Origin of the sequence: Corynebacterium sp. HMSC078H07 (genome assembly GCF_001812805.1) — a bacterium.
Classification (GTDB): domain Bacteria; phylum Actinomycetota; class Actinomycetes; order Mycobacteriales; family Mycobacteriaceae; genus Corynebacterium.
On the sequence record NZ_KV810463.1, the window covers coordinates 1 to 21470 of the forward strand.

Genomic DNA, 21470 nt, shown 5'->3' on the forward strand with positions numbered 1-21470 from the left:
ATATCAGGTGTCCACCACATGGGGGTCAGGTCCCTGGGCGGTCTCGCCGGCATCGGGGTACCGGGCGGAAATGGCGGTGGCGACTTGGCGGTCGTCGGAATCGAGCTGTTTGTGCTCGGCCATGCGCACGAAGAGGTAGCGCAGGTGCGTGATGAAGCGCGCGACGGAGATGTCCTCGCTGTTGAGCTCAGTGCCGTTGTGGGAGCCAATGACAGCCAGGATCTGCTGAATAAGGCCCGTCATGCGGTACGTTCCCGACAAGTCGCCGACGGCGAAACCGGCGTTAACCAGATGGAGAGTAATCGCCACGGCTTCGTCGTGGTCTAGTGGCTTCTGGAGGCCATCGTTAATGGCGGATAGAAGCTGTTGCGCGAGGGTGAAGTCCTCAGCGTAGAGGTGGCGGACTTCTGCCTCTAAGGGGTAGGAAACGGTATGACCACGGGAGACTGCGCCGTGGATGTGATCCGCTAGTGCAACGACGAGTGTGAGCTTGCTGCGCAGTGCTTCCGGCATGTCGACTGAATGCATAGCGTCAATGACGAGTTGCACGTATTCGCCGGGAATACCGGCAATCATCGCGGCGAGGTGGTCCGGGTCGCGGCCAGAATCCGGAACAAAGACCTTGACCACCTTGTCCGGATCCACAGGAGTGCCGGGCTGGGCTTGGAAGCCAATGCCGCGGCCGGTGACGATGACCTCCTCCTCGCCGCGACGTGCGAGCACGACGTTGTTGTTGAACACGCGCAACAGTTGCACAAGGCACCTTTCTGGTTGAGGCCTCACCGATATCGAGTTGGGGCCACAACGACTTTTAAAACGACGAAAGCTGGCCACGATGGTGATACATCGAGCCAGCTTAGTCAGTGGGTATGCGTGGGGTGCCTTAGCGGGTGGTGGTGATGACCGTATCGCCCGCAGAGGCGTGCTTGAGACCCGCTGGGGTGACCGCAGACAGGGTCTTGGTGTTGGTTACGGCGAGGACAACGGTGGTGTCGTAGCCGGCCTCACGGATCTTGTCGAAGTCAACAGTAGCCAACAGCTCACCCTTCTGGATGGTGTCGCCCTTCTTGACAGCTGGGGTGAAACCGTCGCCCTTCATCTTCACGGTGTTGATGCCGATGTGGACGAGGACCTCTACGCCGTCTTCGGTCTTAATGCCGTAGGCGTGGCCGGACTTCATGGCGCTCATGACGGTGCCGCTCACAGGGGAGTACACGTCGTTGTTTTCGGGGACGATGCCGACGCCATCGCCAAGGGTGCCAGCCGAGAAGACCGGGTCATCGATTTCGGCCATCGGGACAACCTCACCAGTGGACGGGGAAGCAATGTCGGTCGTGGTGCCAGCAGCAGGCTCAGCAGCTTCGGCCGGGGTGTCTGCCTTTGTGGCAGTTGCGGTGGCAGCACCTGCAGCACCAGCACCAGCACCGGCGCCGGCAGCGTGTGCGCTGCTATCGGTGCTTGGGGAGGCGTCGCCAAGCGCGGCCTCCTCAGCGGTGTTGGCGTTGGTCTCACCGCGCTCGGCGGCCTCGCGTGCGGCCTTGGCCTCAGCGCGCTCTTCCGGGGTGCGGTAGTCGGTGAAGAAGATGAGCAGGAAGGCCACGATGAAGGCCACGGCGATGGAGATGGCGTACTTGGCCATCGGGGTAAAGACCGGGATGGTCAGGATGGAGGTGAAGACGAAGGCATCGGTAGTAATGCCGTTCGTGCCCAGGGTCAGCAGAGCCACGGTGAGACCACCGGCGAAGCAGCCTACGAGCATGCGCGGGTAAATCCGCTTGTAACGCAGGTGGATACCGTAGAGGGAAGGCTCAGACACACCGCCGAGCAGGCCGGCCAGGAGGGCTGAGCCAGAGGTCTGGCGCATCACGGTGTCGTGGTCACGGATAGATAGAGCCAGAACACCAGCGGTGGCACCGAAGCAGGCGAAGTTCCACGCGCCCATCGGGCCCTGGATGAAGTCGTAGCCCAAGGTCTGGATGTTGACCAACATGAGAGCGTTGAGAGGCCAGTGCAAACCCAGAGGGACGAGGAACGGGTAGAGCATCGGGATGGCCAGGGCGAAGACGAACGGGACGTGGTCGTTCATCCAGGACAGGCCCGCGCCAATGCCGTTACCAGCCCACACGCCGAATGGGCCGATGATGAAGGCCGTTAGCGGGATGACAAAGAGCAAGGTGAGGAAGGGGACGAAGACCATGTGGACCGCGGACGGGATGATCTTCTGGAAGCCCTTGTAGAACAGTGCCGCGACGGCCGCCATGATGAGTGGCACGAAGACGTTTCCGCCGTAGTCCTGCAACTGCATGGTCATGCCGAAGATGGGGATGGAGCACTGCTCAGCGCCGAGGGTGTCATTAGTGACGCACTGGACCGCGGGGTTTTCCGAAAGGTTGAGGAACTCCGGGGTAAAGAGCGCTGCCATGACAGTGGCCGGGACCCACGGGTCGATGCGGAGCTTCTTACCGGCGTTGTAGGCCACCATGACCGGCAGGAAGTAGAAGACGGAGCGCCACATGGCGTCCACGAAGAACCAGGAAGCCGGCTTATCCGGGGAACGGAAATCCACGACTTCGAAAGCATCGAGCACCGACGCGAAGGCGATGATGAGGGAAGCACCTAGCAGCACGCCCAGGATCGGGCGGAAGGAATCCGAGAGGTACTCGAAGAAGGCGTCCATCCATGGCAGCTTGCCCTTGGACTTGGCGTGTGCGGCGGCCTTGACGTCATCGTTGGACTGGCCGCTGGACTGGCTACGGTTCTTCATTTGGGGAAGAGCCTTGATCTGGTCGTAGACCGTGGCTACGTCGCCACCAATGACCACCTGGTAATTGCGGCCACCCTGCGGCACGGCACCCATAACCTTGGGGATGGCTTCGAGTGCTTCTTTATCTGCCTTGGAGGCATCAGCCAGCTCAAAGCGCAGGCGCGTGGCGCAGTGCGTAAGAGAGGTGATGTTCTCCGCTCCGCCGATGCCATCCAGGATGGCCTCGGCTGCCGAGCGAACGTCAGTCGACATGAGAATCCTTTCGCAAGTAAAGGGCCTGTGAAAACCACAAAAGACCTAGGCCACAATGGTCCATAGCGAACCATCCCCACGCGGCTACGAGTGGGGAGCCTAGGTCTTGCCCGAAGTAACAATCCTGCTTAGGAGCCTACTCCGAAGACCTCACGGGGGACAAGTCTTTGTGGAATAGCGCACTTTTTGCTAATGGGTGTGCTGTTGTGCAGGGTAGACGTGATCCGGGGTGTTGAAGGGTTGCGGCGAGGATGGTCATGTTGCCGTAGTGTGAAAGTGTCACTGTGTGCCCTGTGTGTGAGCGGGGGTACACGCCTTCCCTGTAGAGAAAGGTTGCATATGCCCATCACGTCCTCACGTAAATCTGCATTCATTAGCGTCATCGGGCGCGGCTTCGACGACTTGGGCGTTGAGTCTGTGGCGCAGGAACTCGGCGCCACCTTCGCCAAAGTCGATGACTTAGGCACAGAGCTCAGCCAAGTCCTCGAAAACGCCCCGGAGGGTGACCTAGTCCTCCAGGGCACTGGCGTCATGGATTTCGATGCCAAGGCTGCTGCTGCCCTGGGCCTGCCGTTTGTGCTCATTTCCAATGCCCCTGCCCGTACCGCTGAGCTGGCACTTGATCACGCGCGCTCGGTCGGTGCCACTGTCGTGGGTGCGCTGACTGACGTCTCCTCCGTTCCTGGTGCGCTTTCTTCCCTGGATGACATCGAGCCCTACATGTCTGCAGAACTTTTCCAAAAGCAGCTCTTGGACCAAGCTCGTGAGGTTGGCGCCCACATCGTCCTGCCGGAAGGTGAGGACGACCGCATTCTTGAGGCTGCCGGTGAGCTCATCAAGGGCAAGGTGGCGAAGCTGACGATTTTGGGTGATGGGAACGTCGAGAAGCGCGCCCAGGAACTCGGGATTGACCTGTCCGGCGTGGACATCATCAACCACCTGGAGTCCCCGCTGGTAGAGGAATTCGCGGCGGACTTTGCGGAGCTGCGTAAGAAGAAGGGCGTGACCCTGGAGCAGGCGCGCGAGACCATGAAGGACGTGTCCTACTTCGCCACGATGATGGTGCACAAGGGCCTGGCTGATGGCATGGTCTCCGGTGCGGCGCACACCACCGCACACACCATCAAGCCCTCCTTTCAGATCATCAAGACCAAGCCGGAGGCCTCTGTAGTTTCCTCCATCTTCCTCATGGTCATGCCGGGCCGACTGTGGGCCTTCGGCGACTGTGCCGTGAATCCGAACCCGACGCCGGAGCAGCTCGGTGAGATCGCCATCGTCTCCGCGCAGACCGCTGCGCAGTTCGGCCTTGAGCCACGCGTGGCGCTGCTGTCCTACTCCACCGGTACTTCTGGCGCCGGCCCGGACGTGGAAAAGGTGGTGCAGGCAGTCGAGGTGGCCAAGGGTATTGATTCCTCCGTTGCCGTAGACGGTCCGTTGCAGTTTGATGCTGCCTGTGACCCGGGCGTGGCTGCTAAGAAGGCACCGGAGTCCCCGGTGGCTGGTCAGGCTACGGTCTTTGTTTTCCCGGACCTGGAGGCCGGCAACATTGGCTACAAGACCGCACAGCGCACCGGTGGCGCCCTGGCTGTGGGCCCGATTCTGCAGGGCCTTAACAAGCCGGTCAACGACCTGTCTCGTGGTGCGACTGTTCCTGACATCATCAACACGGTAGCTATCACCGCTATTCAGGCAGGGGTGAAGTAAATGGCGTACGTACTCGTTTTGAACTCCGGCTCCTCTTCGGTGAAATTCCAGCTGGTGGACCCGGACAGCACCGCGACCGATACCCCACTGGTCTCCGGTTTGGTGGAACAGGTTGGTGAGCCGCAGGGCGCCGTTACCGTTAAGACCGGTGGTGAGGAATACAAGGAAGAACTGGAGATTCCTACTCACTCCTTCGGCCTCGACCGCGCGTTCAGCATCATGCACGAGCACGGGGTGGGCCCGACGGACGTAGAGGTCATCGCCGTTGGCCACCGTGTTGTCCACGGCGGCCGCCTGTTCAGTGAGCCGCAGCTCATCGTGGACCAGATTGAGTCCATGATTGAGGACCTTATCCCGCTCGCCCCGCTGCACAACCCAGCAAACCTGGACGGCATCCGTGTGGCCCGCAAGCTGCTGCCGGATATTCCGCACGTGGCGGTCTTCGATACGGCCTTCTTCAACGGCATGCCGCCGGCTGCAGCGCTCTACGCCATCAACAACGATGTGGCCTCGCAGTACGACATCCGCCGCTACGGCTTCCACGGCACCTCCCACGAGTTCGTGTCACAGCAGGTACCGAAGCTGCTTGACCGCGATCCAGGGCATACCCACCAGATCACGCTCCACCTGGGCAATGGTGCTTCCGCCGCAGCGATCCGCAACGGCCGCCCAATTGATACCTCGATGGGTCTGACCCCGCTGGCTGGTTTGGCCATGGGCACTCGTTCCGGTGACATCGACCCGGGTATCATTTTCCACCTTTCGCGCCAGGCGGGTATGTCCATCGATGAGATTGACAACCTGCTCAACAAGCAGTCCGGTGTGAAGGGCATTGCAGGGGTTAATGACTTCCGCGTACTGCGTGAACGCATCAACAACGAGGATCAGGATGCCTGGCTGGCCTACAACATCTACATCCACCAGCTGCGCCGCTTCATTGGTTCGTACATGATTGCGCTCGGCCGCGTGGATGCCATCACCTTCACCGCCGGTGTGGGCGAGAATGACACCGAGGTTCGCCAGGATTCGCTGTACAACCTCGACATGTACGGCATTGACTTCGATAAGGAAGCGAACTTGGTGCGCTCCAAGGAGCCACGCATGATTTCGACTGCTGAGTCGCAGGTCAAGGTTTTCGTTGTTCCGACGAACGAGGAGCTGGCGATTGCCCAGAAGTCCGCGGGCATTGCGGCGATGGCCCGGGAGGCTGGCCTGTACTAGGCCTTCTGGGGGATAGCACCTACCGCGGCACACCGCTAGAAGAGAGTGACTGGACGGACCTTGTTGGCAAGGTCCACCAGCGCGTAGCGGTGGCGGGAGAAGGGGGCCTGACGGGCCAGCGCGCGCAGGGTATCGGCGAGCCCATAGCGCAGGCCGCGTTGGGTAAAGGGGAACTCGAAGAGGTCGTTGGGGGAAGCTGCGGCATCGAGGTCGGCGTCACGTAGGAAGGTGAGGGCGGCTGAGATGACGGCGATCTTGATTTGTAGGAAGCGTGGCTCGTTCTGCGGAATCTCCTCCAAGCGGCGGGCGGCGCGGCGGATGCGGGACTCGGACAAGTCGTGGACGATGAGCTGCAAAATCGTGGTAAGGCGCGCCATGCGGTGGTGGCGCGAGGCGTTCGGCACTTTATCCAGTGTGGCCACGGCCAGCTCCACTTGGTGCTCGGCGCGCAACTGGCGGGCCAGGCCGAAGGCGGAGGAGACCGTCGTGGGGTTGGTAGCCCACACGATGCCGTAGAGACGCATCGAGTTGAATCGCAGATGAGCAGGATCGTCGGTGACGTGGTCCCAGATACCGGGTTGGTCCTCAAAAGCCTCATTCGGGAGATCCGCCAACGAGGTGGTGAGGTTGGCGCAGGCGCGGGCCACGGAGGCATCGATAAGCGCTGCTTCTGAATACCCTAACTGTTGGAGAATCAGTTCATTGACTGCGCCAATGGCCAGCTTAGGTGCGGCTTCACCAGGCAGGATGTCGAGAACGTAGGCGAAATGAGCCTGGGCATCGCGGTACTTATCCAGCAGCAGCTCCGCCACGCCGGAGTACCAATGAAAGCGCCAATCGTTGTCGAGGCGGTCCTTGATGGAGGCCAGCCATTCGCGGGCCTGGCCGATGTAGCCGAGGTCAATCATGGCGCGCACCACGCCGAGGGGGATTTCCGCGGACTCCTCGTACTCAGGAGTTTGCATGGCCTGGCGGAGGGTTTCTAGGGCTTCCTGTGGCTCGGTGTAGGAAGAACCCTGGAGCAGGGAGGCACCGACGTCGGAACGGATGATGAGCGGGGCAGGAAGTGCGGAGACGACCTCGGGGGCGGTGATGCGGACGGTGCGGTCGATGCCGTCGATAAGCTGGTCCGTGCGGAAGACCAAGTGCTTGGTGCCGAAAGTCGTACGTTGTGGGGAAAAGACCGAGTGCTGGGCTGGGTGCTGGATGCCATCGCGGAGAGCAATGACCTCGCGCAGCACGCCGAAGAGCTGATCACGCAGCTCAGACACGGAACGGAAACGCTTGTCCGGATCCGGGTCCGTGGCGCGCAGCAACAGGCGGTAGAAGGAAAGGTAGCGGCGCAGGAGCGGCTCCTCGGTGGGGGAGGGAAGGCCCGGCTTGTACACGCCATCTTCCACCGGAAGCTTGAGCACCAAGCAGGCGAGAGTGCGGCCGATGGTGTAAATATCGCTGGCTACCGACGGGCCCTTGGTGGCAATCTCCGGGGCCTGGAAACCTTGCGTGCCGTAGATGTGGCCGAATGCGCCGATGCCGGAGACAGCGCCCAGGTCAATGAGTTTGACCTGGTCCTCGGTGACGATGATGTTGGAAGGCTTAAGGTCGTTGTAGACCACGCCGCGGGCGTGCAGATAATCCAGGGCGGGGAGGATTTCCAGGATGTAGGCAATCGCCGTGTCGACCGGGAAGACGTCATCCTCCTGGTGGTTGCGGCGGTTCTTGAGGGAGGGGCCGCCGACGTATTCCATGACGATGAAGCCGCCGGGCACGCGGGCATCATCGATGAAGTTAAAAATCTTGACGATGTTCGGGTGGGTAATATCCGCCAGGAACTCGCGCTCCGATTCCGCCGTGGCGGTTTGCTCGGCGGAGTTCTCGGCCTGCATGCCCTTGAGCACGACGATGCGTCCGGAGACAAAGTGGTCGTTGGCTAAGTAAATCCAGCCCAGGCCGCCGTGGGCGAGGACGCCGAGGATTTCGTACTGCTCAGCCACCATGTCCCCGGGCTTCAGCTGTGGCGGTGCAATGCGTGGTGAATCTTCGGGGTCAATGAGGGCATCCTGTGGGTTGCCGGGTACCACGAAGGGCAGCGTGGCCATGCCATCGGCTACCTCGCGGTCGGTGCGCTTGGTGGTGCGGCGCTGGCGGAAGGTGTCAATTGCGCGGCGGCGCGATGCATGCGAGGGATCCTCGGCCTTGCGGCGGTCACGCAGCTGGCCGAGTTCCTCGATGAGGGCGGCGATGTTATCGGAATCAACGATTTCGCCGTCGCCTGGCTGAACGCCGCGAGACACCTGGCTGGTCGGAGTGTCGCCCGAGCCAGAGTGAGAAGACGAAGGGAAAACAAGGTTGCCGTCCTCGTCTTCGTCGTCAGCGAAAGGATCGTAGGGCACGGCGGCGGTGGCATCGTGTGCGTCGGTGAGGTTGCTGTGGGGGCTTTGCGCGCCGTCGGTGCTGGTGAAGCCTGAGCCGTTCCCTTCGGCCTCTTCTCCGTCTTCGTCGTCGGCGAAGGGATCGAAGGGGACAGCCTCCGTCGCGTCATTGATGTCGTTGTGGGCAGCCGTGGGCTGAGGGTCCGGATCGTGGTCCTCAGGAGTGAGGTGGTCGAGCTCATCCTCGGTGAAACGGTGGCTCATGGGCGTGCCTCCTTTGCGGATGCGTCCTCGGTGGCGGGCGGAGTTTCGTTGAGGTACTTCGGCTCGGGGAGCGTGGGGCGCTCCATGTAGTCGCCCAACCAGGAGTAGAAGAGCTTCAGCCACGTGCCGTCCGAGCGGATGCGCTCCAGAGTGGAATTGATCTGCCGGATAAGTGGACGGGAATCATAGGACGCATCGGGCTTGCGCACGGCCACACCATAGCTCTGGGTCTCCAAGGCATCGCCGACGATTTCTGTGTAGGAGTCTTGGGCCAGCATGCCGGAGAGCAATGCATCATCGACCACGATGCCGTCGGTTTGACCAAGCTGCAAGGACATGAGACAATCGCCCCAGGCGCGGGTCTCCAAAATGTCGGCCTTCGGTGCGTGCTTGCGGATGGCATTGACCATGGTCGAGCCCTTCGCCGCGCACAGAGTGAGACCGGCGGTATCCGCCACGGAATGAATACCGGAGTTCTTGAGCACGAGCAAGCGGGCATCCGTTTTCATATAGGGGATGGAGAAGGCGACTTCACGCTGGCGCTGCGGGCTAATCGTCATTGTGCGAATGACCATGTCCACCTGGCGGTCATTGAGGGCCTTGGCGCGGTCGGAGGCTTCCACGAAGCGGAAATCCACCTTGGAGGGATCCCCGAAAATGTCGCGGGCGATTTCGCGAGCGATGTCCACCTCAAAGCCGCGAAGTTCACTAGTGGCGGTGTCGCGGTAGCTCAGCAGGTTATTCGAACGGTCCACGCCCACGATGAGACGGCCGCGTTTTATGATCTCCGGCACGCGTTCCTTGGGCGTTTTATCGTCCGGACGGTAGGAGCCATAAGGCTCGGCCTCGCTCTCCGTGTCGGCTTCGCCCGCGCCGGCAGGCTCGATAATGGCATCTTCCGGCAGTGGTGGGCCGGGCGTGGAATGGGTATCTGCGCTCGTGGACAGTACGGGTGCGGGGGCTGTGGTGTGGGTCGATTCGCAGGCAGTCAGGCCGAGGGCAAGGGCGGCCAGTGGGATCGTCGTCAAGCACAGGCGTCTCATTAGAGGTACTCCTGCAGACGTGGACGAATGCCCAACCACACCGCGATGATGGCGCCGAACGTGGCCAGGGAGACACCCGTGGACACCAAGGTCATGGCGTTTAGGCCCTGCATGAGGTACTCGCGCATGGACTCGCGGGCTTCGTCGATAAGCTGCGCCAGCGAATTATCCACGGCGTTGAAAGCACTCGCGGCGGTTGGCTCACCATCCGGGTCAATGGCGGTGGCCTGGTACACCGCGGCGTCATAGTTGCCCGTGGAGAGGCTGTCCATGAAGGCCTCGTGGGTGACGGCCCAGTCTTCCACTGCTCTCTGCGCTTGGGGGATAAGGGCGGGGTTGGAATCTTCACCCAACGCTTGCTCATAATCCCGCAATGCATGGTTGACGGAATAGACCGTGGAGTTAAAGTGCACGGACATATCTTCCTGGGACGAACGCAGGACCAGCGCGAGGGTCTCCGAGGTGCGCATCTGTTGGGCTTCAATCCGGGAGGCGGTGAGGGAATCCCAGGGGCGCGAGACCGTCTCGAATCCCTGGTGGCCCGAGGCCCACGTGGCAAAGTTGGCCGCGGAAGCCCACACGAGGGCGATGAAGAGCAGGGCCGTGGCCAGCACGAAGCCGCGGTTCAGGCGGCGGCGGGTAAGCCGCCACAGCCACCATTGCGCCAAGCCCAAGAAGATGAGCGCGGCCACGAGGCCGGAGAGCGGTACCCACTGCGGGCGGGTGAGGCGCTGCTGCTGTTGGGTGACCTTTTCGGAGGTCAGGGTGAACAGCTCCGCTGCGGCGGGCAGAATACGGGTACGCATGAGCGCCGAGGCATTCGACATGTAGGAATTCGCCACCGCGTTGCCCGCGCGGTGGTTGACGCGAGCCTTCTCCACGAGGGCGGTGTAGACGGGCAGCTCACGCTGGATGAAGGTGACGAGCTCCCGCACGCGTTCATCATCGGAGGAGGAGCCCACCACGGATTGAGTCGCGGCTACCGCGGCGGCGTCGATGGCCTCGTTATAGCGCTCGCGGTTGCCTACTGGTTCCACGCCGGCCTGGACGAAGCCAGTGGTGGCCACCGTATCCGCGAGGGACAGGTTGGTGTAGAGGTGGTGCGCCGCATTCGACATCGGCTCCGTGGAGGTCAGCAGGGCATCCAAGTCATCGTGGCGCGCGGCCGAGGAGGAAGACATGGAAAACCCTGCTGCGGCCAAGGCCACGGTGAGGATGAGCGTGACGCTAAACAGCTTGCCCGGAGTCGTGGCAGCGAAGCTGTAGAGACGCCGGACCAGGCGCGCTGGGCCGGCAAAAGAGCTCATGGCCAGCTGGGTGGGGCGGCTAAACGCGGGCGCGGCAGGTTCGGTGACATCATCGAGCCAATGATCGCCCCATGATTCGGGGGAGTGCTCGCGCAGTTCGGTGGCCGGGCCGGTCATTCCCTTAGGATAGCGCCCTTGTCCCGAAAGTGGGTATAGATTGGAGGCATGTGTGCACACGTAAACCCAGAAATTTCCGGCGACGGATGGGCCGAGGGCCCGGGCGGGGTTCCCGTGTGGGGAAAATTCGGGGCGGCGGGTCTCTTCCTGGTAGCGGGCAACGAGGTGCTGCTGCAGCATCGCGCCACGTGGACCAACAACGGCGGGACGTGGGGAATCCCGGGCGGGGCGCGCGATAAGCCGGAAACACCCGAGCAGGCGGCGCTGCGTGAGACCGAAGAGGAAACCGGCGTGGCCGCGGCAGACGTGGAGGTCCTCGAATCCATTGTCACCGCCGGGCCCTTTGTTGGTGGGTGGACCTACACCACGGTCCTGGCGCGCACAGTGACGGGCGAGCGCTTGCCGACGACTGCCAATGAAGAATCCGCCGAGCTGCGCTGGGTGCCGTTTGACCAGGTAGAAGCGTTGGAACTGATTCCACCCTTCCGGGAGGCACTACCACAGTTGGTGGCGCGCTACGGGGAATTGAGTAGCTAATTCAAGCATGTAGCAGGAAGCTGTGGCACGCTGTAGGTCATGATTGAAGTAGCCGGACTGACAAAACAGTATAAGTCTGTCCGCGCCGTGGATGACCTCACCTTTCAGGTACAGCCGGGCCAGGTAACCGGCTTCTTGGGGCCAAACGGTGCCGGAAAGTCAACGACCATGCGGATGATCCTGGGCCTTGACCGCCCCACGGCGGGCACGGCCTTGGTGCACGGCAAGCCCTACCGTGAACTCAAGCACCCGTTGCGGGAGGTGGGCGCGCTTCTCGACGCTAAAGCGGTCCACGCCAACCGCTCTGCCGCCAATCACCTGAAGTGGATGGCGCAGTCCAACGGTATCCCGACTTCCCGTGTTGAAGAGGTGCTGGGACTCGTGGGACTTTCCGATGTCGCCGGTAAGAAAGCCGGCGGCTTCTCCCTCGGCATGGGCCAGCGCCTGGGCTTGGCTGCGGCGCTGTTGGGCGACCCAGGAGTGTTGATCCTGGATGAGCCGGTCAACGGCTTGGACCCGGAAGGTATTCGCTGGGTGCGCTCCCTCGTCCGCGCGCTTGCTGCGGAAGGCCGCACGGTGCTCATTTCTTCCCACCTTCTTTCGGAGATGGCGCAGACTGCTGACCACCTCGTGGTCATTGGGCGTGGCCGGTTGATGGCGAACCAGCGCACCTATGACTTTGTCAAGGAAAACTCGTCTGCCTCGGTCATCGTGCGCTCAGAGCACCTGCGTGAATTCGGCTCCGCCTTGAAGGAGGCAGGGGTGTCGTTCTCCACGACTATTGATGAGGAGCAGCGCCCCACGCTGGTTATTCCGAATCAGACCACTGACTTCGTGGGCCAGCTGGCCTACTCCACTGGAGTGCCGCTGACCGAGCTTACGTTGCACCGCGCGTCCCTTGAGGAAGCCTTTATGAAGATGACGACGGATGCGGTGCAGTATCAGGCCCAGAAGGAGGTCACCACCAATGTTTCTTAACACGCTGCATGCGGAGTGGACCAAGCTGCGCACAACGAAGTCCTTCTGGTGGACTTCGGGAATAATCTTCTTCATTATTACGGGCTGGACGTTGCTCAACTCGCTCAATGCGGGCGAGGCTGTGCTGGGCATTAGCCCGCTGCAGCCCAATGCTCTGGCGGCGATTCTCCTGGTGCTGATCGTGCCCATTCTCATGATTCAGGGCGCGATGGTGATTACCACTGAGTACCGTCACAAGACCCAAACCGTGACGTTCATGGCCAATCCGAATCGCTGGACGGTGGCGCTGGCGAAGCTGCTGCTTTATGGCGTGATTGCTGCCCTCATCTTGTTCTTGGGCGCGGTCTACATCTTTGTCCTGGCGGATATGACCACCAACGAATCTGCTGCGGAGGCTTTCCAGCCTTTCTCGGATGAACGCGCTCAGCGCTTGCTGTGGGCTTTGCCCGTCGCGGGCTTTGGCGCGGTCATGTTCGTTCAAGGGTTGGGGTGGTTGCTGCGCCATACTGCGGGTACCGTGGCGATTTCGCTCATCCTCTACATGGGCATTGAGAACACCGTGCGCTTCCTGCCGGTAGTGGGTGACAAGATGATTCACTTCATGCCGTTTACTGCGTTTACCAACTGGACCATGGACGTGGTGGAGGATTCCGCGCCCTGGGATAGCGTTGGCATGAGCGCGGTCATCTTCTTCGGTTGGGCCTTGGCCCTTTGGCTTCTTGGCATTCTGGCGTTGGAGCGCCGCGACGCGTGATCCCCTTTTCCCTCCTTGCAACCTTGGCGCTGTTGTCCGCAACAGCGCCTTTTGCGACGGACATGTACCTGCCGGTTATGCCGGCAATTGTGGCTGACCTCGGCACGACTCGTTCCATGGTGCAGCTGACCATTTCGGGCTTCTTCATCGGAATGGGTATCGGCCAGCTGCTCATGGGGCCACTGTCTGATGCCATCGGGCGCAAACCGCTGTTGCTGAGTGGTGCAGCGTTGGCCCTAGCTGCTTCGGTACTGGCAGCACTTGCTCCCAGCGCCATCATCCTTGTGGTCGCTCGCGTGCTCCAGGGCCTCGGTGGCGGTGCCTGCGTGGTGCTCGCGCGTGCTGTTGTGCCTGACCTTGTCCACGGTGCTGCCGCGGCGAAGGCCTACTCGCTGCTCATGGCCCTGCAAGGAATTGCCCCGGCAGTGGCCCCGGTCTTGGGCGGCGTGCTGGCGGAGCCGCTGGGCTGGCGCGGCATCTTCTGGGTGCTTGCCGGCCTTCATGCGCTGCAGCTGATTCTGGCTTGGGCAATTGTCCCTGAGACTGTACGTGGCCAGAGTCGTTCGGGCGCGGCTCGTACAAGCCTCGCGCGTACGGTTGCCGGCAACTACTGGGCAGTGATCACCAACGTCCGGGTTTGGGCTTACCTCGTCACCATGGCCTTCGGCTTCTGCTCGATGTTCTGCTACATCTCCGCCTCGGCCTTTGTTCTCCAGGACCAATGGGGCTTTACGCCCTTGGCGTATTCGCTGATTTTCGGTGTGAATGCCGTGGGGCTCTTTGCCGCCACACTGGTGAATTCGCGCGCTATGGACTCCGTCTCCCCGGCCTTCATGCTGCGCATTGGTGTCGGCGGCATCGTGGTGTGCGCGCTGCTGTTGCTGCTCACAGTAATGGTGGGTGCGCCGGTGTGGCTGTCCCTCATCGTGCTCTTCGCCTGCATCGCGCCGACGGGTTTCATCATGGGCAACGCCACTGCTTTGGCTACCGGTCTGATGCGCTCCCGCGCTGGCAGCGTGTCCGCCATTATGGGCTTTGGCCAATCCCTGCTGGCCAGCGTGGTCAGCCCCCTTATGGGTTTGGGATCTAATCCGGCGCAGACTATGGCGCTGGGCATGGTGGTGTGCAGCGTTGTCGCTTTGTGTGGGCTGCTTGCGTCCTCTCGTCTAGCTGGTTGACTTCTGGCGTGGCGAGACTGATTTTGGTGGCGGAAAGTGTCCGCGCTCCGCATTACGAGAGTCACCTTGAGGACCATGATTGCCAGCGCAAATGTGTATCATGAGCGGCATGTCCACTCCCCGCCTTGCCGAGCTGCGACTGCGCAGGTTTAAATCGTTTCACGATGCCGTACTCACACTACATCCGGTGACTTTTCTTACAGGTCTAAACAGCTCCGGCAAGTCGAACGCCTTAGATGGGCTTGAGGTTTTGTCGCGGTTATCGTCGGGCTCGGAGCTCGGCGATGCTCTTGATGGACGTATGACGCACGCAGGGCCAATCAGAGGAGGCTCCCGTGGTTGTGCACCACACGGCGAAGATAGTTTTGAACTGGGCTGCACTGTCGAAGCTGGACAAGATATCTTTCGCTATGACGTAGAAATACAGGTGCTTCCGGAACTGCGAGTGCTTAAGGAAAGCCTGGTGGGGCCAGGGTACTCCGTAAAAAATGGGGTCAGAACTGAAGAAGCAGAACTTTTTAAGACGCAACCTGCGGCAGATAAGCTCGCTGGGATTTATACGGAGATTTTCAATGGAAAGCGTGGCGCAAATCCAGCAACACTTATGCGGGACTCCCGTCTAATTCTTGGGCAGGTAAAGGCAGTTCTTGCAGGGAAAAACCGTGCGGAGAATTCGGTGCTGAAGGGCGCATCGATTGTGAGTACTGCACTTCGATCTGTGTTTCACCTCGACCCGGTGCCAAGTCTTATGCGCAACTACGTTGCGAAGAAGAACGCTCAGCTCAAACGCAGCGGCGAAAACCTGTCGGCGGTACTTTGGCAATTGCGAAAGGATTCGCCTGAAACCTTCCGCGATTTAGGGCAGTTGGCTGCTCACGTTACCGGAGTGGACTCTACTTTGGATTTTATTGACACTCAGCTGGACGAAGTGATGCTTACTCTTGTCGAGCACTTTGCGGATGGAAGGCATGAAAGCACACCCGCACGTGAAATGAGCGATGGGCTTCTTCGTTTCCTGGCGATCGCGACAGCTTTAAAAACAGCTCCCAGGGATTTAGATATCGAGCAGCCTCTTTCACGCGGGGATGATGTGGAAAGCGCCGTAGCGCAAATCGTCGTCGAGGAAATGGAGAACGGTCTCCACCCGTCACAGGCGCAAAGAGTTATGCACATGCTTAACGAATCAGCACACAAGCATGACTCTCAAGTTCTTGTAACAACTCATAGCCCCGCGATTTTGGATCAGATTTCTGGTGAAACTAACGGTCAGGTTGCGGTTTGTTACCGAGATGAGAAAACCGGGAATAGTGAACTTTCACCATTGGTGGAACTACCGGATTTCGTGGACTCTATTTCGAAACATAGTCTGGGAGCTGCTGTAACTGCCGGCGAATTGGTCGATGACACCGATACGAAGGCTAGCTTTGACAACCTGAATAAGCTTTTTGGGATTGGCTGATGCGCGTTTACTTCATTGACACTTCGGTTCTGGATAATCTGCTTGAGATTCCGAAAAAGAGCCAGGATCGAGAACAAGTGAAAAACGACTTTTCGAAGCGTCAGTCCGAAAACTCTAGGTTTATCTTGCCTATCACTGCTGTCATTGAAACTGGAAATCATATTGCGCAGCTTTCGGATGGTCAGGTAAGGCGCGCTATTGCGGAAAAGTTTTCGCAGATGCTCGAGTTGACCGCGCAACGGCAAGCCCCGTGGATACTGCATGACTTTCAGTGGAACAAGGAATTTATAACTGAGTTAATTTCACAACATCGAGCTGGCCAAACGATGGTGGAATTGATGATGCAGCAGGTCGGTGGTGGGGACCTTTGCATTTTGACAGAAAGGGAGCTGTACAGGCGCGCTACCGGAATAACCGCAGAGGTGTGGACGTATGACACCATGCTCGCCAGTAGTGCCTAAGGCGAGTGTGCGAGCACTGGGCACGTGATCGCACGCTACTGCAGCGCCGAGGTCAGGCGCATGACGTTATCCACGTAGCGGCGCAACAGCCCGCGCTTATTCCATTCTTCGAGGGTTAGCTCGTGGCAGACCTTCTTGTAGTTGGTGGCCAACTGGGTGAAGTCATCGATGAGATCGCCCTTGGCCACGAGCATGGTGGATTCATAGTTCAGACCGAAGGAGCGCATATCCATGTTGGAGGAGCCGAACATACACAGCGGATCGCGTCCTGGGAGGTTGGGATCCGCCAGGATGAACTTGGAGTGCAGCACGAAAGGTTCAGGGAACTGGAAAATCCGCACGCCTGCCTCCAACAGAGCTTGGTAGTAGGAGGACTGTGCATGGTTGACCATGAACTGGTCGGCCTTCGCTGAGACGAGGAGGTCGACCTCCACATCGCGGTAGCAGGCGGTGGTCACGGCTTCGAGGAGGGATTCATCCGGGATGAAATACGGCGAGCACAAAATCAGCTTGTCCTTGGCGTGGTGCACCACCGAGTTGAACATGCGCAGGTTGGGTTCCGTCGTGTAGCCAGGGCCAGAGGGAACAAGCTGGAGGTGGTTGGAGTCCTCCGTCATGGCGTCGTCATAAGGCTGCATGTCGAGGGAGAGCTGTTCCTCAGACTCCAGATACCAGTCCACCGCAAACACTGCGGCCAGCGAGGTCACGACCGGCCCGGTGAGCTCCACCATGTAATCGATCCACGCGCGGTCTTCGGTCTTGTACTGGCGCTTAATGATGTTCATCGAGCCCAAGAATCCCGTATGGCCATCGATGACCACGATTTTGCGGTGATTGCGCAGATCGGGGCGGCGGAAGCGGCCCTTGTGCAGCTGTAGCGGCAGCATGAGGCGCCAATCCACGTCAATGGCGGTGAGGCGTTTGCCCAGCGTGCGGTAGCCCTTGTACTTGTAGCTGCCAATCTGGTCCAGTAGTAGTTTGACCTCCACGCCGCGCTCGCGGGCACGTTTCAGCGACTGGAAGAAGACGTCGGTGACCTCATCCCAGGACTGGATATAAATCTCAATGAGCACGTATTTTTCCGCACGGTCGATGGCCCGGGCCATGGCCATGATGGCCTCATCATAGGAGGCGTGGAGCCCCTTGTTGTGGCCGATGAGCGCCGGGTGGCCGGTGAGGTTGCGGTTGAGCTGAATGAGCGATTCGATTTCGGGGGACAGCCTGCCCTCCGGGTGATTGGGGGTGGAGGCGGTGACGTCACTGATGAGCTCGTTGGCCTCTTGCTGGATGCGGTGGCGCCGCCGGTTGATGTACGGCGAGCCCATAAGCATGAAGAGCGGCAGGCCCACGAGGGGCAGCACGAGAATAGCCAGCAGCCAGGCAGTGGAGCTCGATGGGCGGCGCCCTTCAGGCACGACGCCGATGGCGATGATCTTGATGCCGTAGTCAAGGATCAGTAGTGCCAGCTGCCAGGCGGAGAGATCGATATTGAGGCTCATAAGTGTTGAGAGCGCCTAGCGCACTGAAGCGAAATCGGGGACGTCGAAGTCTGCGATGAGCGGCACGTGGTCTGAGGTTTTATCGCCGGCGCGCTCCACTAGGTCCACCTGGGCGCCTTGTACGAGGCGAGCGAGTGGCTCGCTGGCCAGCTGGAAGTCGATGCGCATGCCTTCGTTCTTCTGGAAACGCAGCGACTTGTAATCAAAGTACGTCCAGCGCTCCTTCGCCGTAAAACGGCGCGTGACTTCCTCCAGGCCAGCTTCCTCGAGCATCTGGAAAGCTGCGCGTTCCGGTTCGGTGACGTGCGTCTTGCCGCGGAAGAGGCTGATGTCCCACACGTCTTCATCGCGCGGAGCGATGTTGAAGTCACCGGTGAGCAGGAGCTTCGATTGCGCGCGAGTTTCCACGTAGCGCGCCAGCGCATAGAGGAATTGCAGCTTGTAGTCGTAGTGCGGGTCCGTAATCTCGCGCCCGTTCGGGATGTACAGCGACCAGATTTCCACTCCGCGGATGCGTGCAGACACCGCCCGGGCCTCACGTTTGCGTTCCTTCGCCGGGTCTTTGTGAAATCCTGGCTGCCCGGGGAAGAAGGTCTGGACCTCTTCCGGCTCGTCCTTAGACACAATGGCCACGCCGTTCCATTGGTTCAGCCCGTGGCATGTGACGTGATAGCCGGCTTCTTCGAAAGGTTCGCGCGGGAACTTCTCATCCGTCACCTTGGTCTCCTGCAGGCAGAGCACGTCAATGTCGTGCTTGGCCAGCAGGTCCACCGCGCGGTGCGCGCGGGTGCGGACGGAGTTGATGTTCCACGTAGCGATACGCATGTGATTTAGGGTACTAGAAGCTCGCGGCAGGCGTAACGGTGGCGATGCTGCTCAATAAAGCCAAGCTTTTCGTACAGTCTGATACCCGCGGTATTGTTCGCTATCACCTGCAAGTATGCCTTCTGCGCGCCGTTGTCTTTGCCCCACGCGAGCATGTGTGCGCCCAAGGCAGTGCCCAGGCCCTTGCGCCGCCAGCCCTCAGCCACTTCGACGGCGGAATAGCCCAGCCACACCGTGCCATCGCCGGATTCGGTGAGCGTGCCGCGCGTAATCGCAATTGTCTCGCCCGTATCAGAAAGCAGCCGGCCAAAGCCCATCGTGCCCTCAATGTGGCTGCGCAGGTACTCCAGCGCTAGCGGCGGGAGCGCCTGGCCGCGGAAATGATACAGGTCGAGCCAGGCATCATCGGGCTGCTCATCGATGACAAAGTGGACGTCGGAAAGCTCCGGCAGATCCTCGAGGTTCCGGACCATGACGAGAATCTCTGGCTCCAAGGACCACCTATCCGGCTCAGCGGCAACGAGCTTCTCGGCTGACTTCCCGATGCGCTCCGGGATGGCCAAGCGCGTTGGCAGCCCGTGGCGGTCGTAGAAAGCATCGATTTCCTCGATGGGGATGGGGAGGAAACCTGCAGACGGGCCGAGAGGCACAGCCGAGTTGGAACGGCCCGTCACACCATCACCTGCGCGCATGAGCCACTGCCCATCAGAGGTCCACGCATGTTCCTTGCCAGGAAAGGCGGCTGCGGTGGCGACCTCAACGGCGCGGATATCGGAGTTGCGTACCGTTCGCGGCGAGAGGCGCTTAATAATCTTCAGCTGCTCCGGTGGAATCTCCACGGCGTCGAGCGACGACGGGTAGTCGCCCACTTCTTGTGGGCGGATGACCAGCGGATCAAGGCTTAATACGTGGCCAATCACGTCACTGTGCACGCCGCCGAAATCGCGCCGGGCCACGACGCGCTCGCCCACGGAGACGTCATCGGAGCGGAAGATGCGAGACATTAGTCGTCGTGTCCGAAGGGATCTTCGTCTTCGCCCGGCAACCAGGTGAGGCCGGCTTCGGTCCAGCCATTGCGCTTAATGGCCTTCTTGGCCTGGCGCTTGTAGCGGCCGGTGAGCACGTCGGTATAGACAAAGCCGTCGAGGTGGCCGGTTTCGTGCTGTAGCATGCGCGCAAAGAAACCGTAGCCCTCGATGGAGATGTCCTCGCCTTTTTCGTTCTTGCCGGTCACGCGCGCCCAGTCAGCGCGGCCGGTGGGGAAGCCCTCGCCCGGAACGGAGAGGCAGCCTTCGTCGTCGGAGCCGTCATCGGCGGGCATGGTCTCCGGAATCTCGGAGGTTTCCAGCACCGGGTTGATGACGCAGCCGCGGCGCATGCCGCCCTCAGGCAGCTCGGTGCCATTCGGCCCGTCGGTGTCGGGGCAGTGGTAGACAAAGAGGCGCTTGTTCACGCCGACCTGGTTGGCGGCCAAGCCTACGCCGTGGGCGGCATCCATGGTCTCGTGCATGTCCGCGATGAGCTCCTGCAGCTCGGGGGAATCGATGGCTTCGGTCACCGGCTCGGTCGGATTGTGAAGGACCGGGTCGCCGTGGATAACGATGGGACGAATAGTCATGACATACAGTTTAAGCATGCAGTCCCTGTCAGACCTAGACGCCGCCATTTTGGAGTTCGAGTCCCACGCCCCGCGTGATATCGGCGCCAAGGAGGAGGCTATCCGCACGCAGCTGGACATCTCGCCAGTGCGCTATCACCAGCGCCTTAACGTGCTTCTCGACGTCCCCGCGGCCCACTCTTCCTACCCCCTCCTCGTTGCTCGCCTGCGCCGGCTTCGCGACGCCCGCGAGGACGTCCGCCGTGCTGCGCGCTCCACGGGCGACTAGGCGCGCCGCGCGTGGCAATGCGCCGCGCTACCACTTTTGGCTACTAGAGTTTCCTGTGTGACTAATGTGAATCCGGAAAACTCTGCTTCGCCCGCTTCCTCCGCTGCGCCTGCCTCCGCTGCGCCCGCTTCCACCGCTGCGTCTGCACCCAAGCTGCCCGTGCGCGGCCTCGCCATGGTGCTCATCGCCGTGGCCGTTATGCTCGGCATGTGGGGGCTCTACGCCATGACCTCCGATAAGTCTGAAAATGTCGCCTCCGAGGGTACTAACGACGCCGCAGTTGCCGGCCCCGCTAACGGTGGTGCCGAAGGCGAGAACCAGGGCGGCGCGGCCAGTGGCCAGCAGGATGCAGCCGAGGGCGGCAGCACCGCCGGCGGTGCTGAGGGCACGGATGGCGCCGAAGGCGCAGATAAGGCTGCGGATAATGCCAACGCAGGTAAGGACGCTGAAGCCGGCGACCGCTCCGAGGGAGGTGCCGCCGCTGACCGCCAGCAGGCAGACATCCCGGTCAACGTCTACAACAACTCCGGCCGCGCTAACTACGCCGCCGACGAGGCCGAGCGCCTCAAATCCGAGAAGTTCAACGTCTCCGAGGTGGGCAACTTGAGCGGTGACGTTCTCGTCGCACCGCAGACCACCATCTACTTCCCGGAGGGCGACGCCGCAGCGGAGAACTTGGCCAAGGAACTGGCAGCCCAATACTACGGCGGCAACGTTCCGGGCGGTGCCATCGCGCCGTACCCGGCCGAGCTGACCGGCGACTACACCAAGGGCGACGCTGTCGTCGTGGTCCTCGCAGTTCCGCAGGCCTAAGGAATAAAAACTTATTAGATTCATCCACCTGACAGA

Annotated in this window: 19 protein-coding genes; 10 read left to right on the forward strand and 9 right to left on the reverse strand. The window is 60.9% G+C overall.

Going from position 1 to position 21470, the window contains the following annotated elements; all coding sequences use genetic code 11:
• Positions 1–3 precede the first annotated feature (3 nt).
• Positions 4–756, reverse strand: coding sequence for a CAT RNA binding domain-containing protein (locus tag HMPREF2875_RS03765; protein WP_083311842.1), 753 nt, complete (start codon positions 754–756; stop codon positions 4–6).
• Positions 757–883: 127 nt separating this feature from the next.
• The gene (locus HMPREF2875_RS03770; RefSeq protein WP_070670421.1) at positions 884–3016 is read right to left on the reverse strand and encodes a glucose PTS transporter subunit IIA; all 2133 of its coding nucleotides are present in this window, start codon (positions 3014–3016) and stop codon (positions 884–886) included.
• A gap of 339 nt (positions 3017–3355) precedes the next feature.
• Between HMPREF2875_RS03770 and pta the strand changes: the two genes are divergently transcribed.
• Positions 3356–4720: a phosphate acetyltransferase gene (gene pta, locus HMPREF2875_RS03775; protein WP_070670424.1), complete on the forward strand. Its 1365-nt coding sequence runs from the start codon at positions 3356–3358 to the stop codon at positions 4718–4720.
• Positions 4721–5941, forward strand: a complete 1221-nt coding sequence (locus HMPREF2875_RS03780) for an acetate kinase (RefSeq protein ID WP_070670427.1) — start codon at positions 4721–4723, stop codon at positions 5939–5941.
• Positions 5942–5976: 35 nt separating this feature from the next.
• Here HMPREF2875_RS03780 and HMPREF2875_RS03785 read toward each other — a convergent pair whose 3' ends face one another.
• Genes HMPREF2875_RS03785 through HMPREF2875_RS03795 form a run of 3 tightly spaced genes read right to left on the reverse strand, consistent with a single transcriptional unit; the run spans position 5977 to position 11044 of the window.
• Entirely contained in the window at positions 5977–8577 is a 2601-nt protein-coding gene (locus tag HMPREF2875_RS03785) for a serine/threonine protein kinase (RefSeq protein ID WP_070670431.1), read from the reverse strand.
• Positions 8574–9620 carry a glutamate ABC transporter substrate-binding protein gene (locus HMPREF2875_RS03790; RefSeq protein ID WP_070670434.1) on the reverse strand — a complete coding sequence of 349 codons (1047 nt, stop codon included), beginning with the start codon at positions 9618–9620 and terminating at the stop codon, positions 8574–8576. Before HMPREF2875_RS03790 ends, HMPREF2875_RS03785 begins: the two co-directional genes overlap by 4 nt.
• Positions 9620–11044 carry a hypothetical protein gene (locus HMPREF2875_RS03795; protein ID WP_070670437.1) on the reverse strand — a complete coding sequence of 475 codons (1425 nt, stop codon included), beginning with the start codon at positions 11042–11044 and terminating at the stop codon, positions 9620–9622. The genes HMPREF2875_RS03790 and HMPREF2875_RS03795 overlap by 1 nt, the downstream gene beginning before the upstream one ends.
• A gap of 48 nt (positions 11045–11092) precedes the next feature.
• Between HMPREF2875_RS03795 and HMPREF2875_RS03800 the strand changes: the two genes are divergently transcribed.
• The 6 genes from HMPREF2875_RS03800 (at position 11093) to HMPREF2875_RS03825 (ending at position 16411) form a co-directional block, all read left to right on the forward strand.
• Positions 11093–11581, forward strand: coding sequence for an NUDIX domain-containing protein (locus tag HMPREF2875_RS03800; RefSeq protein WP_070670440.1), 489 nt, complete (start codon positions 11093–11095; stop codon positions 11579–11581).
• Between the two features lie 39 nt (positions 11582–11620).
• Positions 11621–12559, forward strand: coding sequence for an ABC transporter ATP-binding protein (locus HMPREF2875_RS03805; RefSeq protein WP_070670442.1), 939 nt, complete (start codon positions 11621–11623; stop codon positions 12557–12559).
• Complete coding sequence (locus HMPREF2875_RS03810; protein ID WP_070670444.1) at positions 12549–13313, forward strand: ABC transporter permease; 765 nt, start codon at positions 12549–12551, stop codon at positions 13311–13313. The genes HMPREF2875_RS03805 and HMPREF2875_RS03810 overlap by 11 nt, the downstream gene beginning before the upstream one ends.
• A complete protein-coding gene (locus HMPREF2875_RS03815; protein ID WP_083311843.1) occupies positions 13310–14491 on the forward strand; it encodes a multidrug effflux MFS transporter in 1182 nt (393 codons plus the stop codon). The genes HMPREF2875_RS03810 and HMPREF2875_RS03815 overlap by 4 nt, the downstream gene beginning before the upstream one ends.
• Positions 14492–14600: 109 nt before the next feature.
• A complete protein-coding gene (locus tag HMPREF2875_RS03820; RefSeq protein ID WP_070670613.1) occupies positions 14601–15950 on the forward strand; it encodes an AAA family ATPase in 1350 nt (449 codons plus the stop codon).
• Positions 15950–16411 carry a hypothetical protein gene (locus HMPREF2875_RS03825; protein WP_070670450.1) on the forward strand — a complete coding sequence of 154 codons (462 nt, stop codon included), beginning with the start codon at positions 15950–15952 and terminating at the stop codon, positions 16409–16411. The genes HMPREF2875_RS03820 and HMPREF2875_RS03825 overlap by 1 nt, the downstream gene beginning before the upstream one ends.
• Before the next feature lie 35 nt (positions 16412–16446).
• Here the strand turns inward: HMPREF2875_RS03825 and HMPREF2875_RS03830 are convergent, their stop codons facing one another.
• Genes HMPREF2875_RS03830 through HMPREF2875_RS03845 form a run of 4 tightly spaced genes read right to left on the reverse strand, consistent with a single transcriptional unit; the run spans position 16447 to position 20353 of the window.
• Entirely contained in the window at positions 16447–17910 is a 1464-nt protein-coding gene (locus HMPREF2875_RS03830) for a phospholipase D-like domain-containing protein (protein WP_070670451.1), read from the reverse strand.
• Positions 17911–17925: 15 nt separating this feature from the next.
• The gene (locus HMPREF2875_RS03835) at positions 17926–18735 is read right to left on the reverse strand and encodes an exodeoxyribonuclease III (protein ID WP_070670454.1); all 810 of its coding nucleotides are present in this window, start codon (positions 18733–18735) and stop codon (positions 17926–17928) included.
• Positions 18736–18740: 5 nt separating this feature from the next.
• The gene (locus HMPREF2875_RS03840) at positions 18741–19739 is read right to left on the reverse strand and encodes an N-acetylglutamate synthase, CG3035 family (RefSeq protein ID WP_070670457.1); all 999 of its coding nucleotides are present in this window, start codon (positions 19737–19739) and stop codon (positions 18741–18743) included.
• Positions 19739–20353 carry a peptide deformylase gene (locus HMPREF2875_RS03845; RefSeq protein WP_070670615.1) on the reverse strand — a complete coding sequence of 205 codons (615 nt, stop codon included), beginning with the start codon at positions 20351–20353 and terminating at the stop codon, positions 19739–19741. Before HMPREF2875_RS03845 ends, HMPREF2875_RS03840 begins: the two co-directional genes overlap by 1 nt.
• A gap of 16 nt (positions 20354–20369) precedes the next feature.
• Between HMPREF2875_RS03845 and HMPREF2875_RS03850 the strand changes: the two genes are divergently transcribed.
• Positions 20370–20621 carry a DUF3263 domain-containing protein gene (locus HMPREF2875_RS03850; protein ID WP_070670460.1) on the forward strand — a complete coding sequence of 84 codons (252 nt, stop codon included), beginning with the start codon at positions 20370–20372 and terminating at the stop codon, positions 20619–20621.
• A gap of 57 nt (positions 20622–20678) precedes the next feature.
• Positions 20679–21434 (forward strand): LytR C-terminal domain-containing protein, encoded by a 756-nt coding sequence (locus tag HMPREF2875_RS03855; RefSeq protein WP_141754566.1) that lies wholly within the window; start codon positions 20679–20681, stop codon positions 21432–21434.
• Positions 21435–21470 lie beyond the last annotated feature (36 nt).

What these genes read in the sequence shown, in the direction of transcription:
- HMPREF2875_RS03770 (WP_070670421.1), bottom strand. Translation starts at nt 3,016, where the DNA reads ATGTCGACTGACGTTCGCTCGGCAGCCGAGGCCATCCTGGATGGCATC.
- pta (WP_070670424.1), top strand. Translation starts at nt 3,356, where the DNA reads ATGCCCATCACGTCCTCACGTAAATCTGCATTCATTAGCGTCATCGGG.
- HMPREF2875_RS03780 (WP_070670427.1), top strand. Translation starts at nt 4,721, where the DNA reads ATGGCGTACGTACTCGTTTTGAACTCCGGCTCCTCTTCGGTGAAATTC.
- HMPREF2875_RS03785 (WP_070670431.1), bottom strand. Translation starts at nt 8,577, where the DNA reads ATGAGCCACCGTTTCACCGAGGATGAGCTCGACCACCTCACTCCTGAG.
- HMPREF2875_RS03790 (WP_070670434.1), bottom strand. Translation starts at nt 9,620, where the DNA reads ATGAGACGCCTGTGCTTGACGACGATCCCACTGGCCGCCCTTGCCCTC.
- HMPREF2875_RS03795 (WP_070670437.1), bottom strand. Translation starts at nt 11,044, where the DNA reads ATGACCGGCCCGGCCACCGAACTGCGCGAGCACTCCCCCGAATCATGG.
- HMPREF2875_RS03800 (WP_070670440.1), top strand. Translation starts at nt 11,093, where the DNA reads ATGTGTGCACACGTAAACCCAGAAATTTCCGGCGACGGATGGGCCGAG.
- HMPREF2875_RS03805 (WP_070670442.1), top strand. Translation starts at nt 11,621, where the DNA reads ATGATTGAAGTAGCCGGACTGACAAAACAGTATAAGTCTGTCCGCGCC.
- HMPREF2875_RS03810 (WP_070670444.1), top strand. Translation starts at nt 12,549, where the DNA reads ATGTTTCTTAACACGCTGCATGCGGAGTGGACCAAGCTGCGCACAACG.
- HMPREF2875_RS03820 (WP_070670613.1), top strand. Translation starts at nt 14,601, where the DNA reads ATGTCCACTCCCCGCCTTGCCGAGCTGCGACTGCGCAGGTTTAAATCG.
- HMPREF2875_RS03825 (WP_070670450.1), top strand. Translation starts at nt 15,950, where the DNA reads ATGCGCGTTTACTTCATTGACACTTCGGTTCTGGATAATCTGCTTGAG.
- HMPREF2875_RS03830 (WP_070670451.1), bottom strand. Translation starts at nt 17,910, where the DNA reads ATGAGCCTCAATATCGATCTCTCCGCCTGGCAGCTGGCACTACTGATC.
- HMPREF2875_RS03835 (WP_070670454.1), bottom strand. Translation starts at nt 18,735, where the DNA reads ATGCGTATCGCTACGTGGAACATCAACTCCGTCCGCACCCGCGCGCAC.
- HMPREF2875_RS03840 (WP_070670457.1), bottom strand. Translation starts at nt 19,739, where the DNA reads ATGTCTCGCATCTTCCGCTCCGATGACGTCTCCGTGGGCGAGCGCGTC.
- HMPREF2875_RS03845 (WP_070670615.1), bottom strand. Translation starts at nt 20,353, where the DNA reads ATGACTATTCGTCCCATCGTTATCCACGGCGACCCGGTCCTTCACAAT.
- HMPREF2875_RS03850 (WP_070670460.1), top strand. Translation starts at nt 20,370, where the DNA reads ATGCAGTCCCTGTCAGACCTAGACGCCGCCATTTTGGAGTTCGAGTCC.